13 protein-coding genes are annotated in these 14,796 nt (G+C 72.5%); 2 read left to right on the top strand and 11 right to left on the bottom strand.

Annotated elements, in window-relative coordinates; all coding sequences use genetic code 11:
• Positions 1-113 precede the first annotated feature (113 nt).
• From EKG83_RS05680 to EKG83_RS05635, 10 genes are all read right to left on the bottom strand, one after another.
• Positions 114-431, bottom strand: a complete 318-nt coding sequence (locus EKG83_RS05680) for an STAS domain-containing protein (RefSeq protein WP_033435618.1) — start codon at positions 429-431, stop codon at positions 114-116.
• The gene (locus tag EKG83_RS05675) at positions 428-2,434 is read right to left on the bottom strand and encodes a glycogen debranching protein (RefSeq protein ID WP_051767011.1); all 2,007 of its coding nucleotides are present in this window, start codon (positions 2,432-2,434) and stop codon (positions 428-430) included. The genes EKG83_RS05680 and EKG83_RS05675 overlap by 4 nt, the downstream gene beginning before the upstream one ends.
• Complete coding sequence (locus EKG83_RS05670) at positions 2,431-4,236, bottom strand: AGE family epimerase/isomerase (RefSeq protein ID WP_033435617.1); 1,806 nt, start codon at positions 4,234-4,236, stop codon at positions 2,431-2,433. Before EKG83_RS05670 ends, EKG83_RS05675 begins: the two co-directional genes overlap by 4 nt.
• Positions 4,226-4,843, bottom strand: coding sequence for a DJ-1/PfpI family protein (locus EKG83_RS05665; protein WP_033435616.1), 618 nt, complete (start codon positions 4,841-4,843; stop codon positions 4,226-4,228). The genes EKG83_RS05670 and EKG83_RS05665 overlap by 11 nt, the downstream gene beginning before the upstream one ends.
• Positions 4,844-5,032: 189 nt before the next feature.
• Positions 5,033-5,515, bottom strand: coding sequence for a Cif family virulence factor (locus tag EKG83_RS05660; protein ID WP_051767010.1), 483 nt, complete (start codon positions 5,513-5,515; stop codon positions 5,033-5,035).
• Between the two features lie 13 nt (positions 5,516-5,528).
• Positions 5,529-7,142, bottom strand: coding sequence for a thiamine pyrophosphate-binding protein (locus EKG83_RS05655; protein ID WP_033435615.1), 1,614 nt, complete (start codon positions 7,140-7,142; stop codon positions 5,529-5,531).
• A 13-nt stretch (positions 7,143-7,155) separates the two neighbouring features.
• On the bottom strand, positions 7,156-7,962 hold the full coding sequence (locus tag EKG83_RS05650; protein WP_228122512.1) for a type 1 glutamine amidotransferase domain-containing protein: 807 nt from the start codon (positions 7,960-7,962) through the stop codon (positions 7,156-7,158).
• Between the two features lie 119 nt (positions 7,963-8,081).
• Positions 8,082-8,783 carry an EthD domain-containing protein gene (locus tag EKG83_RS05645; RefSeq protein WP_033435613.1) on the bottom strand — a complete coding sequence of 234 codons (702 nt, stop codon included), beginning with the start codon at positions 8,781-8,783 and terminating at the stop codon, positions 8,082-8,084.
• A complete protein-coding gene (locus EKG83_RS05640; protein WP_051767009.1) occupies positions 8,780-9,121 on the bottom strand; it encodes a muconolactone Delta-isomerase family protein in 342 nt (113 codons plus the stop codon). Before EKG83_RS05640 ends, EKG83_RS05645 begins: the two co-directional genes overlap by 4 nt.
• Before the next feature lie 201 nt (positions 9,122-9,322).
• Positions 9,323-10,357, bottom strand: a complete 1,035-nt coding sequence (locus tag EKG83_RS05635; protein WP_084717165.1) for an ankyrin repeat domain-containing protein — start codon at positions 10,355-10,357, stop codon at positions 9,323-9,325.
• Positions 10,358-10,584: 227 nt separating this feature from the next.
• Here EKG83_RS05635 and EKG83_RS05630 point away from each other — a divergent pair, with 227 nt between their 5' ends.
• Entirely contained in the window at positions 10,585-11,535 is a 951-nt protein-coding gene (locus tag EKG83_RS05630; protein ID WP_051767007.1) for a mycofactocin-coupled SDR family oxidoreductase, read from the top strand.
• A gap of 91 nt (positions 11,536-11,626) precedes the next feature.
• On the opposite strand, the gene EKG83_RS05625 is transcribed toward EKG83_RS05630, so the two are convergent.
• Positions 11,627-12,547 (bottom strand): LysR family transcriptional regulator, encoded by a 921-nt coding sequence (locus EKG83_RS05625; RefSeq protein ID WP_051767006.1) that lies wholly within the window; start codon positions 12,545-12,547, stop codon positions 11,627-11,629.
• A gap of 125 nt (positions 12,548-12,672) precedes the next feature.
• Between EKG83_RS05625 and EKG83_RS05620 the strand changes: the two genes are divergently transcribed.
• Positions 12,673-13,641 (top strand): oxidoreductase, encoded by a 969-nt coding sequence (locus tag EKG83_RS05620; RefSeq protein ID WP_063741556.1) that lies wholly within the window; start codon positions 12,673-12,675, stop codon positions 13,639-13,641.
• Positions 13,642-14,796: the final 1,155 nt, after the last annotated feature.

Below are 14,796 nucleotides of genomic sequence, written 5' to 3'. Positions count from 1 at the left end.
GGCATTACCCTGCGTTGGCGAGCGGTTCACGTGAACCGATTACCCGGCAGGGGTTCGCCGGCGCGCCCGCGCGCCCGTTAATTATTTCCCTATCGGTCCTCTGGCCATTTCGGTCAAATCGTGCGCTCGGCGATGGTGACCGCCCGGTCGAACCCGGCCAGCCGGATCACCTCCACCACCTCCGGCCGCGCGCCCACGACGATGATCGCCGCCGACGGCGGCAGCTGCTGCTGCGCGAACGCCAGGCAGCGCACGCCCGCCGACGACATCGACGCCAGCCCGGTCAGGTCCAGCACCAGCCGCTCCAGCGGCCGCTGCGCCGCCTGCTCCACCAGCGACCGGAACACCGGCGCGGTGCCCGCGTCCAGCTCACCGGTCAGGTAGACGGTCCCGGTCCGGCCGTTGAACCCCAGGTACGCCTCGAAGCTCACCGCTGTCCTCCTCCGCTCACGACCACCTGCGGCAGCGCCTCCAGCACCACCACCGACTTCCCGGCCACCACGAGCGCGTCGCGCCGGTCCCCGCCGTCGCCGAACCGGCCCGTGGCGGTGTCCGCGGCGACGTGCCACGCCGTGCCACCGGGCGCCTCCGGCAGCACGACCTCCACCGCCGCCGGGTCGGTGTTGGCCACCACGAACACCGAGTCCACGCCCTCCTCGTGCAGCAGCACGGCCACCAGCCGCGAGTCCGGCGACCAGTCCGGCTCGAACGGCCGCGCGCCGTGCCAGCTCACCGCGGGGTATTGCCACCCGGGCACGTCCTGGCCGCCGGGGTGCCCGGCCCGCCGCAGCACGGGGTGCCGCGCGCGGAAGCGCGTCAGCCAGGCCACGAACGCCACCAGGTCCCGGTTGCGCCCGGCCAGCTCCCAGTCCACCCAGGTGATCTCGTTGTCCTGGCAGTAGGCGTTGTTGTTGCCCCGCTGGGTGCGACCGAACTCGTCGCCCGCCAGCAGCATCGGCACGCCGTTGCTCACCATCAGCAGCGTCAGCGCGTTGCGCGCCTGCCGCTGCCGCAGCGCCAGCACCCCGGGGTCGTCCGTGGGTCCCTCGACGCCGCAGTTCCAGCTCTCGTTGGCGTCGTGGCCGTCCCGGTTGTCCTCGCCGTTGGCCTCGTTGTGCTTGTGGTCGTAGGACACCAGGTCGGCCAGGGTGAACCCGTCGTGGCAGGTCACGAAGTTCACCGACGCCCCGGTGCCGCGCCCGGCGTAGAGGTCGGGCGAGCCGATCAGCCTGCCCGCCAGCGCGGCGGCGCTGCCCGGCCGGGCCACCAGGAACCGGCGCAGCGCGTCGCGGTACTGCCCGTTCCACTCCATCCACCGGCCGTAGGACGGGAACGAGCCCACCTGGTACAGGCCGCCCGCGTCCCACGCCTCGGCGATCAGCTTGCGGTCGGCCAGCACCGGGTCGCGGGCCAGCGCCTCCAGCAGCGGCGGGTTCGGCAGCGGCGCGCCGTCGGGGCCGCGGGTCAGCACCGAGGCCAGGTCGAACCGGAACCCGTCCACCCGGTACTCCAGCGCCCAGTGCCGCAGGCTGTCCGCGATCAGCTCGCGCACCACGGGGTGGTTGCAGTTGAGCGTGTTGCCGGTGCCGCTGAAGTTGTAGTGGTCGCCGTCCGGGGTGAGCAGGTAGTACACCCCGTTGTCCAGGCCGCGGAACGACTGCGTCGGCCCGCGGTGGTCGCCCTCGCCGGTGTGGTTGAACACCACGTCGAGCACCACCTCGATGCCCGCCGCGTGCAGGTCGCGCACCAGCTCCTTCAGCTCGCGCGGCGAACCGTAGGACGCCTTGGGCGCGAAGAAGCCCACCGGGTGGTAGCCCCAGGTGTTGAGCCGGTCGGGCGCGCCCGCCACGTCGGTCTCGTCGAACTCGAAGACCGGCATCAGCTCCACGCAGTTCACGCCCAGCTCCCGCAGGTGCGGCACCTTCTCCCGCAGGCCCGCGAACGTGCCGGGCGCCGCCACCCCGGACGAGGGGTGCCGGGTGTAGCCGCGCACGTTCAGCTCGTAGACCACCAGGTCCGCCGCTGGGATGCGCGGCGCCCGGTCGTCGCCCCAGTCGAAGTCGTCCGGCGGCACGACCGCCGACCGGTACCGGGGCCGCCTGCCCCACTCCTCGCCGCCGGCGATGCGCCGGGCGCGCGGGTCGAGCAGCAGCGCGTCGCCGTCGTCCACCCGGTACGCGTAGTGCACCAGGTCCGGGTCCAGCCCCAGCACGGTCATCGCCCACACGTCGCCGACCCGGTACTCCTCGGGGAACGGCAGCTCGGCGACCACGTCGCCGTGCTCGGGGTCCAGCAGCACCAGGGTCATGCGCCGGGCCGTGCCGGAGGCGACCGCGAAGCAGATGCCCCGCGCGACGGCGGTGGAGCCCAGCGGCAGCGGCGGGGCGGGCGCCACCCGGAACCCGTCGACCCACCGCTCCGGGGTCGCCGTCATGCCCCCTCCACCGGGACCAGCCGCGCCCGCACGGTCACCGCCGACGCGCTGTCGGGCAGCCGGACCGCCATGGCCCCGGCGTCGAAGTCGCGGTACGGCTCGCCGTCGACCAGGACCCCGTCCAGCCGCACCCGGCCCGCGGGCAGCACGTCGGGCGCGACCCGCAGCAGCCGGCCCGGGAAGTCGGCGTCGGGGCGGGGCTTGAACCACAGCTCCAGCGGCTCGCCGCGCACCAGCAGGCCGGTGTAGGCGGTGGCCAGGTAGCACAGCTCCGCCGAGTGGTACATCGACATGGAGTGGCTGCCCTTGAGCCGCTCGGTGCCCACCAGGTACGGGATGCCGTTGTTGAGCACGTTGAAGTACACGCCGCCCTCGTCGTGGTCGAGGAAGAACGCGTTGTAGAACGCCGCCGCCTCCCGGCCGTGCGCCAGGAACTCCGGCGAGCGCCGGTGCCCGGCCAGCACCAGGTAGGCCAGGATCGCCTGCTCCTGCTGCCACCACGCCTTGCGGTCGTGCCACACGAAGTCGTGCGGCGGCTGCCGCTGCACCAGGTCGTACCAGCCGCCCCGCTGCCCGTCGCGGCCCACGTCCGGCATGGTGCGCGCCAGGGTCTCGGCCAGGCGCGCGTAGTCGTACTTGGCGCGCACCGCGTTCATCCGGGTCAGGTTCCAGGCGATCTTGAGGTTGTGCCCCACCACGGCCCGGTCCTGCTGCCAGCCCCACTCGCGGTCCGGCGTCCAGTCGCCGTGGAAGCGCTCCTGCACGAACGGCGTGCCGCGGTCGGGGAAGTGCGCCACGATCATGTCGAAGGTGTGCTCCAACATGTCCAGGTGCCGCTCGTCGCCCGTGGCGAGGTACAGGTTGAACAGGTAGGCGGGCGCGTGGTCGCCCACGGAGTTCCAGTTCTTGCGCGCCCTGTTCGGCCCCAGCGACGCGGCGTGCGGGCTCAGGTCCACCGGGTCCACGTGCGACCAGTAGCCGCCGCGCACCGGGTCGGCGAAGAACCGCTCGAACAGCCGCATGGTGCCGTCGACGTCGGCCTTGATCGCCGGGTCGCCGGTGACGCGGTAGTTCTGCACCAGGCCCGCCAGGGCGTAGATCTGCTCGTAGGCGGGGATGGCGCGGTAGTCGTCGTCGAACTCGGAGGTGAACAGCTTGCGCTCGCGCCCGCCGTCCACGTCGACGCCGTGGTACCAGTAGGTGACGCCCAGGTCCCGGTCGACGAACCGCATGTGCTCGCGCAGGTAGGCCGAGCCGCGGTCGGCGACGGTCAGGAAGTCCTCGTCGCCGGTCAGCATGTACGCCGACGCCATGCCGTAGACCAGGCGGGAGATCGTGTCGGTCTCCTGGACGTGCCGGCCGCCCTTGTCGCCGCCCAGCCGGATCTCGGTGCGGTAGTCGGCGTAGTCGACCTCGCCGGCGCCGAACTGGGCGCGCCGGTAGAACCGGGCCAGCTCGCGCAGCTGGTCGACCCACCACCCGGGCCGCTCGAACACGTGCTCCTCGGTCTCGTCGCCCACCAGCAGCAGCTGCGCCGCCTGGTGGCGGCCGTCCCGGTAGACCGGGCCGTGGGCGAACACCAGCCGGTCCGGCCGCAGCAGCTCGGCGAGCCGACCGGTGGCGTCCCGGTACGGCTCGCCGAGGTTGCGCACGACCTGCGCGGACGTGGTGCCGGTCAGGTGCAGGGCGACGTCGCGGCCGTCGAGCGTGCGCAGCACGAGGGCGTCGCCGGTGAACGAGCGGACGCGGCCCGCGGTGGTGTCGGAGTAGGAGTGGGGGACGGCGGTGTGCTCAGCGGCCACCGTTGCCCCTGGCCGCCAGCATGTCGATCACCGTGCGGGCCAGCAGGTTGCACTGCTCGACCGTGCGGGAGGTGACCAGGTCGCCGTCCACCACCACGTCGCGGCCGGTGTAGACCGCGCCCATGTTGCGCACGTCGCCGACGAGGTTGTTGTGGCAGGTCACCGACCTGCCGCGGACCAGCTCCGGCACCGCCGAGAGCAGCAGCAGCCCGTGGCAGGAGAACGCCTTGACCAGGTTCGGCAGGCGGAACGCCCGCCGCATCACCTCCACCGCGGGCGCGGGCCTGGTCACGTCGTCGGTGTAGCGCAGCCGGTCCGCGACCATGCCCGAGGGCACGATCAGCGCGGACAGCCGGGACAGCTCGTCGTAGTCCAGCTTCTCCAGGTCGCCGGACACCTCGATCGGGGCGCGCTGCTCGTGCCCGGTGAAGGTGAGCGAGTCGCTGCCCCACAGCCGGGTCAGCAGCTCGACCTGCGCGCCCTCCTCGGCGAAGCGCATCCGGTAGTAGGCGATCTCCTCCTCGACGTAGTCGCTCTCCATCAGGATGCCGATGCGCCTGCCCTGGAGCCTGCCGGTGGTGCCCGGCACTTCCGTGGTCTGGGTCATTTCCTCGTCTCCGCTCGCGGTCGGCCTCGGGTGGGCCTCGTGGATCGGCCCCGGGTGGGCCTCGTGGGTGGGCCCCGGGTGGGCCCGGGTGGCGCCCGGTCCCGGTGGGTTCGCCGCCCCACCGGGACCGGGCGCGGGCCGCCGGTCGCGTTCCCGCGACGCGACCGGCGGCGGGGGGATCGACGCCTGCTACGCCGCGGCGCCCTGCGGGGCGTCCCCGGTCGCGCGCGGGGCGGCGGATCCCGGCATGGGGGTCAGGCCCCCGACGGTGTAGGTGCGGATCCTCGGGCGGCCGTCCCGCAGCACGACCGACCACGTCTCCTTCGAGGTGACGCCGACCCACGCGCTGCTCGGCGCGGGCGGCGCCCACATCCGGGACTGCCAGTTCACCCGCAGCACCACCTCGGCGTGCAGCGGCGACGTGGCCGTCACCTTCGCGTCGAGCACGTCGTGCACCTCGTCGAAGTAGGTGCTGGTGGTCTCCCGGTACCACGCGCGGAAGTCGTCGTGGTCGCGCACCGTGCGCTGCGGCAGGTGCATCACCAGGCCCGCCTCCGTCAGCAGGTCCAGCAGCACCTCGACCTCGTCGTGCCGGTCCAGCGCGGCGAACCAGTCGCGCACCAGGCCGCGCACGGCCGACTCGGTGATCCGGTCACCGGCTCCCCCAGTCACAGCTCCTGCCTCCTCAGTCGATGACCAGGTCGACGAGGTAGGGGCCGTCGTGGGCGAGCATGGCCTCCACGGCGGTGTCCACCTCGTACAGCTTCTCCACCCGCTGCCCCGGCACGCCCAGCGCCGCGGCCAGCCCGGTGAACCCGATGTCCGGGTCGGACAGGTCGAACGCGGCCGGGAAGGCGTGCGGGGAGATCCCGCGCTCCCGCCAGTACTGCTCGATGTTCAGGTCCAGCAGGTGGTAGCGGCGGTTGTTGCAGATGACGAACTTGGCGCCGATGCCGTACCGGGCCGCGGTCCACAGCGCCTGGAACGTGTACATCGAGCCGCCGTCGCCGGTGAACGCCACCACCGGCAGCTCGGGGCGGGCCAGCTTGATGCCCAGCGCGCCGGGGATGCCCACGCCCAGCGAGCCGCCGCGGGTCTGGAAGAACCGGCCGGGCTGCTGCGGCGGCAGGTGCCTGGCCAGCGGCGCCGACGCGGTCAGCGCCTCGTCGAACACCACCAGGTCCTCCGGGGCGCGGCGGGCCAGCCGCCGCACGAACCGGTCCAGCACGGTGTCCTCGGCCAGCGGGGGCTCGGGGTGCACCGGGCGGGGCCGCGCGGGCGCCGGCGCGGTGGCCGGGCCGTGGCGGAGCAGCTCCCTGGCCAGGGCGGCCAGGGTGGGCTTCGGGTCGGCCACGATGCCCACGTCCACCGGGTGGTTCTTGGCGATCTCGTAGGCGTCCAGGTCGACGTGCACGATCCGCGCGCCCGGCTTGAACGGGTTGTCCAGGCTCGGGAACACCTCGGGGAACACGTAGGTGCCGACGATGAGCACCGAGTCCGCCTCGGCGACCACGCGGGCGCTGTCCGCGCCGAACATGTGCCCGAGCTGACCGCCGTAGAGCGGGTGCGTGGCGTCGAAGTTGAACTCCGAGGAGTTCACCCCCCACACCCGCGCGCCGAGCGCCTCGGCCACGGCGGTCAGCTCGCGCTGCGCCCCGCTGGTGGCGACGCCGTCGCCCATCAGCACCAGCCGGCGCTCGCCGGCCAGCAGCGCGGCGGCGGCCTCGGCCACCAGCGGGGTCTCCGGGACCACCCGGGTGTTGGGGATCGGGGTGGGGAACGCGGGCTCGGTGGTGATCTCGTCCAGCACGTCGGCCGGGACGACGACCAGCACCGGGCCGCGCGGCGGCGTCATGGCGATCTTCACCGCGCGGCGCAGCACCCGCAGCGTCGACGACGGGTCGAGCACCCGCGTCGCGTACTTCGTGACCGGCTCGGCCATGGCGACCAGGTCGGCCGCCATCTGCCCGTCCATGGCGTCGTAGCGGATGCCCGCCTCGCCCACCAGCACGACCAGCGGCGAACCGCCCCGCTTGGCCTGGTAGAGCATGCCGATGCCGTTGCCCAGCCCGACCCCGCTGTGCAGCTGGACCAGGGCGGGTCGCTGCGCGGCCCGGGCGTAGCCGTCGGCCATGCCCACCGCGACGCCCTCGTGCAGCGCCAGCAGGTACTCGACGTCGAACTCGCCCCCCGCGTCCAGGAAACCCTGCTCGACGGTCCCCGGGTTGCCGAACATGTGCCTGATGCCGTCGGCCGCGAACTGCTCGAAGATGGCGACCTTTCCCGGCCTGCCGTTCATGGGTGGTCCCCTCCTACCAGCCGAACCGGCGCAGGCCCTGCTCCAGCACCCGCACGAGCAGCTCGCCCGCCGGCACGGAGTCCGGGGTGGACCGCGCGGTGATGAAGGGGTAGTCGACGATGACCGAGGTCTCCTTGCCGACGTTGCCGTGGAAGCGGCCGACCGGGCCGGTCGCGTCGCGCAGGATGTACTCCAGCGGGTACGGCGGCGGGCCCATGTTGAACTCGACACCCATGAAACCGGTGCCGTCCTTGTAGTCGTACTCCTTCGGGTGCCCGGTCACGTGCTTGTTCTGGATGATGCTGGCGCGGTTCTCCAGGTCCCGCGCGAAAGCCAGCACCGCGACGCCGTAGCACTCCGCGAGAATGGGCTTGTCGGCGTTCACGAAACCGATCACCAGCTCGTGCAGGCGCTCGTTGTTCGCCATGTCGACGATCGGGCCGGAACCGCCGACGAGCACCAGGGCGTCGAAGCTGCCGACCAGGTCGGCGATCGCGCCGTCGAGCCGGCGGTGGTACTCCTCCACCTCGCGCAGGTGGTTGACCGCGCTGTAGTAGGGCCGCTCGGGGACGAGGTCGGCCAGGCTCAGCGGGTTGTCCAGGCGGGGCGAAGCGTCCAGCTCACGGGCGCGGCGGGCCATGTCGGGCGTGGTGACCGAGCGGCCCAGCGGCGGGTCGAGGTACTCGGGGTCCAGGCTCGGCGGCAGGGCCTGGGGCCGCTTGCCGGTGGGCGTGAGGAAGGTGGTGCGGTAGCCCGCGGCGTCGAACGCCTCGACCGGGCCGACCAGTTCCTCACCCCAATAACCGTACTCGGAAAGCACGACCAAAATTCGCTTGGTCACAGTTCTCCCTAAAGAGGTTTCCAACGGGGCTTGCACTTCTCATCCAACCGTTTTCCGGTTGGTTTGGCGAGAATCGCCGGACGATATCGCCGAGTTGACTAGATGACGTTCTCGGACGGGCCGATGACCCAGTTCTCGCGGACCGCGAGGGTGTGCACGTACCGGGGTTCGGTGAACGTGGCCAGGTCGGCCATGGCGCGCTGGAACTCGGGCGTGCGCATCGCCCGGCGCAGGGCGGCCGCGTCGTCGAACCACAGCTGGAAGGCGCAGTCGAGCGTCGCCTCGCCGACGCCGTAGGCGCCGTCGCGGGTGTGGTTCTGGTAGTAGCGGCGCAGGCCGGGGACCTTGGCCATCAGCGGCGCGTGGGCGTCCCGGCTGTACTGGCGGAACTCCGTGAGCGGCATCCCCTCGCGGCGCTTGACCAGCACGAACAGCTTGGTGCCCGGCCGGTCGGCGCGCTGCGGCGGACCCGGCACGACCACGTGCGCGTCGGTGTCGAGGACCAGCGTCCGCCAGAACGCCGCCCACCGCGGCTCGTCCAGCCGCGCGCCCTCCAGGAACTCCGGCGTCTGGAGCGAGGCGAGCTGCTCCTCCTCGTTGGCCAGCCAGATCTCGGCGACCCCGGACCACAGCGGCTCCGGCCCGTCCAGGCCCAGCTCGACGCGGGTGTCCACCGCGTACTGCCGGATCTGCGGGATCCGGCTCGCGTAGCGGACGGCGTGCTCCTCCACCCAGTAGCGGTGGAACTCCTCCTCGCTCATCCCCGGCCTGGGGTAGGCGAAGATCAACTGGTGGATCACCGGCTGCCCCCGGTCGCCCCGGCGGGGTCCTCGGCCGGCCGGTAGCGGTTGGCCACGTCCTCGGCGAAACCGAGGTAGTCGCGCAGCGGCCAGATGACCTCGAACTCCAGGTACTCGCGCATCGGCAGGCGGAACACCGACCGGTCGAGCTCCTCGGCGGACTCCGCGTCCACCACCGCGATGACCCGCTTCTGCCCGGCCACCTTCCACAAGCCGATGCAGTAGCCGGAGCTCAGCGTCTCCTCGGCGTGGCGGGTCTCCTCCTCCTCGATCTCCCACAGCTCGTCCAAGCTGATGCGGCCCTCGTGGTTCCACCGCATCTGGCAGTAAAACAACATCTCTCTTCTCCTCCGAATTCGCGCGAGTCGAACCCTCCAGACCCCTCGTGTCGAACCCTCAAGCCCCCCGTGTTCAACGTTCAGCCCCCTCGTGTTGAACACTCCGGCGCGGGCAGGCACCTGGTCCTCCGGTCCCGAATGTCGAACTCGGGGGTCCTGGAGGTTCGACACGCGGGTCGTGGGGGTTCGACTCGCGCGGGGTCAGGTGTTGCGGATGGTGTTGGTCAGGTCGTGGTCGGGGCCGAAGACGTCCACCGCCATCTCCAGCGGGGTCTTGCCGTCGTGGCCGACCAGGTCCAGGCGGGCACCGGCCCGGACGAGGATGCGGGCGCAGTCCTCGAAGCCGTGCCACAGGGCGTCGTGCAGGGGGGTGTAGCCGTTCGTCGAGCCCTGGAAGTCGATGTCCGTGCCGGGGGTGTCGACGAGGATCTGCGTGATCTCGGCGTGTCCGTTGTAGACGGCCTTGTGCAGCGGCACCGCCCCGAACGTCGGCTCGGTCGCGTTGACGTCCGCGCCCGCCGCGATCAGCGCCCGCACGATCTCCACGTGCCCGTCGCGGGAGGCGACCAGCAGCGGGGTGTGCAGGTCGTTGAAGCCGTTGAGCACGGGGTAGCGCGCGTCGACCTCCGCGCCGTTGGCCAGCAGCACCTGCACGCCGATCAGGTCGCCCGCGGCGGTGGCGGCCATCAGCTTCTGCCGCTCCACCGCGCGCTCGTCGGCCTCGATGCGCCGCTTCAGCAACGCCTCCGCGGCCAGCAGCTTCTCCCGGCCGAGGGTGTTGACGTTGATCGCGTACTCGAAGTGGTCGCGCATCGAGAACCCGTAGTGCGTGGCCAGGTTCAGCCCCGCGTTCAGGTCCAGCAGGTAGCCGACGACGTCCGGGTGCTTGTACCAGAACGCGTCCAGCAGCGGCGTGTGACCGGTGGTCACGGCCACCGCGTCGATGAACGCACCGGCCTCCACCAGCACCTTCACCGTCTCCAGGTCACCGCCCTGGACCGCCTTGTGCAGGGCGGTGCCGCCGGCGGCGCTGTCGGTGGTGTAGACGTCGGCGCCGGCGTCGAGGAGCAGCCGCACCAGGTCGGCGTTGCCCTTGCCGGCGGCGACCATCAGCGGCGTGAGGCCGTCCGAGCCGCGCCAGTTGAGGTCGACGCCGTTGCGCAGCAGGCCGCGCACCTCGGCCACGTCGTCCCGCCGGACCGCGTTGAGCAGCAGCGTGCGCACCGCGTCACTCATGGATCTCTCCTAGGGTGGGTTTCTGGGCACGGCCGATTCCCCTTGTGCGACAAGGTGGTTCGGGACGACGTGCCCGGGAACGAGGTCCAGTCAACTAGCGGTCGGCGACGGGCGACAAGGCGCGGTGCGCGACTGGTCGGACTTGACCGGGTGCACGGGAGCCATTACCAAACGGCATCGTCGCGGGTCTTGGACACCGCGCGGGCCCGCTCACCACGATCGTGCCCATGACGGAACAGGCCAGGGAACAGGCCGGGGTGAGCAGGCGGGCGCTGCTGGCGGGCGCCGGCGCGGCGGCGGGTGTCGTGGCGGGCGCCGGTGGCGCCCAGGCCGCCCCCGAGGGCGACAAGGGCGGCGACCTGCGCGGGCAGGTCGCCCTGGTGACCGGTGCGGCCCGGGGCATCGGCCGGGCCACGTGCCTGGCGCTGGCCCGCGCGGGCGCGCACGTGGTGGCGCTCGACATCGCCTCCCCCCGCGCGATCGCGCTGGACTACCCGCTCGGCAGCGAGGCGGAGCTCGACGAGACCGTGCGCGGGGTCCGCGCGCTCGGCCGGCGCGCCACGGCCGTCAAGGCCGACGTGCGGGACGCGGCGCGGATGCAGGAGGTCGCCCGGCAGGTCGTGCGCGAGCACGGGCGGCTCGACGTCGCCGTCGCCAACGCGGGCATCTGCAGCTACAACTCGATGGCCGACATGTCACCGCGCCAGTTCGCCGACGTCCTCGACGTCAACCTCGTCGGCGTGGCCAACACCATGCGCGCGGTCGTGCCGCACATGGTGGCGCGGAAGAGCGGGTCGGTCGTCGTGGTGTCCTCCAGCGAGGGCCGCCACGGCGCGCCGCTGCTGCCGCACTACCAGGCCGCCAAGTGGGGCGTGATCGGCCTGGTCAAGGCCCTGGCGACCGAGGTCGGGCCGGCCGGCGTGCGGGTCAGCGGCGTCGCGCCGACCGGCACGCGCACCGCGATGGTGCTCAACGAGGCCACCTACCGGTGGGCGGGCGGCACGACGGTCGACGACCTGGAGCGCTCGCTGCGCACGTACAACACGCAGCCGGTCGGCCTGATCGAGCCAGAGGACGTGGCCGAGTCGATCGCGTTCCTCGCCTCGCCGCGCGCCCGCTACGTCTCCGGCACGGTCCTGGACGTCACGGCGGGAGCCAGCACGAGGTGGAGCAGCTAGGCGGTTCCGCTGGTCGGTTTCGCCGGTCAGGCTTGCTGGTCAGGCTTGCTGGTCAGGCTTGCTGGTCAGGCTCGCTGGTCAGGCTCGCTGGTCAGGCTCGCTGGTCGGGTTCGCGCCGCCGCTCCGGCACGTCCGCCAGCTCGCGGACGACCACGGCGAAGTCGGCGACCAGCGGGTTGGTGCCGGCGGCCGGCCGGGCGAAGGCGATGCGCAGCGGCGCGACGTCCGTGATCGGCCGCCACACCAGGTCGGGGCGGGCGTAGTAGGCCGCCATCGAGCGGGGGCCGATGCAGATCGCCTCGCCCGCGGCGACGTGCTCCAGCATCTCCTCGACGTTGTCGTTCTCCGGGCCCCACACCGGTTCCGAGCCGTCCGGGCGCGGGTTGACCGCCCACCAGTCCACCCAGTACCTGGGCGCCTTGCGGGTCCACACCACCGGTTCGTCGCGCAGGTCCATGATGCCGACGCTGTGGCGGCCGGCCAGCCGGTGCCCGGCCGCCAAGCCGACCAGGCGCTCCTCGATCGCGACGATCTCGGTGTGGAAGCCGGTGGTGTCGGCGGGCAGCCACAGGAAGGCGACGTCGACCAGGCCGTCGCGCAGGGCCGCGACCTCGCCGCCCCAGTCGAAGCGCTTGGGTTCGACGGTGACGTCGGGGTGGCGGGCGGCGAACGCGGTGCGCGCCAGGGTGGTCAGCGGGCCGGCGCCGGTGGCCTCGAACCCGACGCGCAGCACGCGCTTCTCGGCGGCCGCGATGCCGCGGGCGACGCGCTGCGCGTCCCGCCAGTCGTCAATCAGCTTGCGCGCCACCGGCAGCAGCGCCTCGCCTGCCGCGGTCAGGCGGACCTCGCGGCTGGTGCGCTCGAACAGGGTGATCTTGAGGTCGGCCTCCAGCTGGCGGATCTGCCGGCTGAGGGCCGGCTGCGAGACGAACAGGCTTTCCGCGGCGCGGGTGAAGCTGAGCTGCTCGGCCACCGCGACGAAGTAGCGCAGGACGCGGGTGTCGACGTCCATCGAGTTGAAAGCCCCCTGTTGCGATCTATGCCGTGAACGTATGGGCAAGGGTCTTGGACTTCCTGTGAAGTCCCGGTGTCTTCTTGATCTACAGGGCTGACCGGTCCACGGGCGAGGAGGATCCCATGAGCACGAACCAGGTACCGCACCAGACCGATGCCGCGCCGGCGCGGGTGTGGTTCATCACCGGCACCTCGTCGGGTCTCGGTCGGGCGATCGCGGAGGACGCCCTGGCGCACGGCGACCTCGTCGTCGCCACCGCTCGCAACATCGAATCGCTCGCCCCATTGATCGCAATTGCCCCCGATCGTGTCACTCCACTTCGGCTCGACGTCACCGACAGCGAGCAGATCGCGCACGCGGTGCAGGACGCCATCACGTGGCACGGGCACATCGACGTGCTGGTGAACAACGCGGGGCACGGCTTCGTCGGCGCGGCCGAGGAGACGCCCGACGACGAGCTGCGGGCGTTGATGGACGTCCACCTGCACGGTCCGGTGGCGTTGACCAAGGCCGTGCTGCCGCACATGCGGGCGCGGCGGACCGGGGCGGTCGTGCAGATGTCCAGCATGGGCGGGCAGGTGGTGTGGCCCGGGTTCTCGGGCTACTGCGCGGCGAAGTACGCGTTGGAGGGCTGGTCCGAGGGGCTGGCCGCCGAGGTCGCCGGGTTCGGGATCAAGGTGCTGCTGGCGGAGCCCGGCGCGTTCCGCACGGAGTTCGCGGGGAGCGCGCTGCGGTTCGGGGCACCGATCCCGGAGTACCGGGACGTGATCGACCCGGCCCGCGAGTTCCTCCGCGAGGTGCACGGTGCCCAGCCGGGTGACCCGGCCAAGGCGGCTCGGGCGATCCGCGCGGCGTTGGACGCGCCGAACACCCCGCTGCGGTTGGCGCTCGGCAACGACGCCGTGGACGCGATCGGGGCGCGGTTGGCGACCGTGCGGGCGGAGCTGGACGAGTGGGAAGCCGTCGGCCGGTCGACCGACGTCGAGACCGCCGGGACCGACACCGGGACTTCTGACACCTCCGACACCTCCGACATCGAGACGGCCACCCGGGCACCCGAACCCCAGCCCGTCGGCCGGACCGAAGGCTGAGAGCGAGCCGTGCCCGCACACCAGCCGCGGGGCCTGACGCGCCCCGCCGCCCCCCGAACCCACCCGCTCGCCTCGCGCGCCGATGAACCCCCATCCGGCAGCGCGGCACGGCGAGCCCACCGGTTCGCGCCGGCAGGACCACGGGCAACGGCTCCAGCGCGAGCGACGACGGCGACCGGCCGCGACGCATTCGCTCCAAAATGGGATGAACTTCCCATTTCACACCAAAAAGACAATCGCGACATGCTCCACGCCCGTCCCGCGCCCCACCCCGACCACTTCCCCGACCACCCCCATGCCCACCACCCACTTTCCGGGTACAGGCGGCCAACGCCGCGAGTCCAGGCGCTCGCACCGCAGGCCCGTTCTCGCCGCAGGCAGCCGGTACCGCCGGTGGGCGGCGCCAACCACGCACCGGTTGGTCACGCGTGGACGCACGTCCGCGCACCGATCACGGGCGCCGGCAGGCACCCGGCCGCAAGCAGGCACCCGGCCGCCGGCGAGCGCGTGGGCGCGCCCCAAGGGCTTGGCGGCGGGCACGGGCGCGTGGCCGCGGGCCGGGAGTTGGCTGCGGGTGCGGGTGCGGGTGCGGGCCGGGAGCTGGCCGCGGGGTGCGGGCGGGTGGCAACGAGCGCGGGGGCGCGAGTGCGGCAGCCCCTGGCCATGGCTCAGGCCGGCAGGCTCCTGGCCTCATCCCCACGAGCGCAGGCCGGCGGGCGCGGGCTCGCGGGCACGTACCCGGGTGCCTGGGCGTGTGGGCCCGCATCCATGCGTGCACCCAAGCCTGCACCCATGCGTGCACCCATGCGTGCACCCAAGCCCGCACCCATGCGTGCACCCAGGCTCACCCCCGTGCGTGCACCCAGGTCCGCGGGCGGCTCGAACACGCGGGCTCGGGCTTGCCCACCGGCCCGTCCCAACCCGCACCAGCCGTTCACCGCTCTCCCCTCCGTCCTCCTCCCAGCGCGACGGCCGGCGACCCGCGGCGCGGAGGGGGCCGGGGTCCCGGGGTGGTCTCGGGCGTCCGTTTCTCTCAACCGATGGCCGAGACCCCCGGTTACGTACATCTTCCGGCGATGATCACCCAATCGTGTGGCCCGGCAGCCCTGTGCCGGCACAACCGTGCCATGGCGCTGATCATCCCGCCACCCGGAG

Origin of the sequence: Saccharothrix syringae, assembly GCF_009498035.1 — a bacterium.
Classification (GTDB): Bacteria; Actinomycetota; Actinomycetes; order Mycobacteriales; family Pseudonocardiaceae; genus Actinosynnema; species Actinosynnema syringae.
Note: the sequence above shows the minus strand (reverse complement) of the source record. Positions and strands in the feature narration are given on the sequence as shown.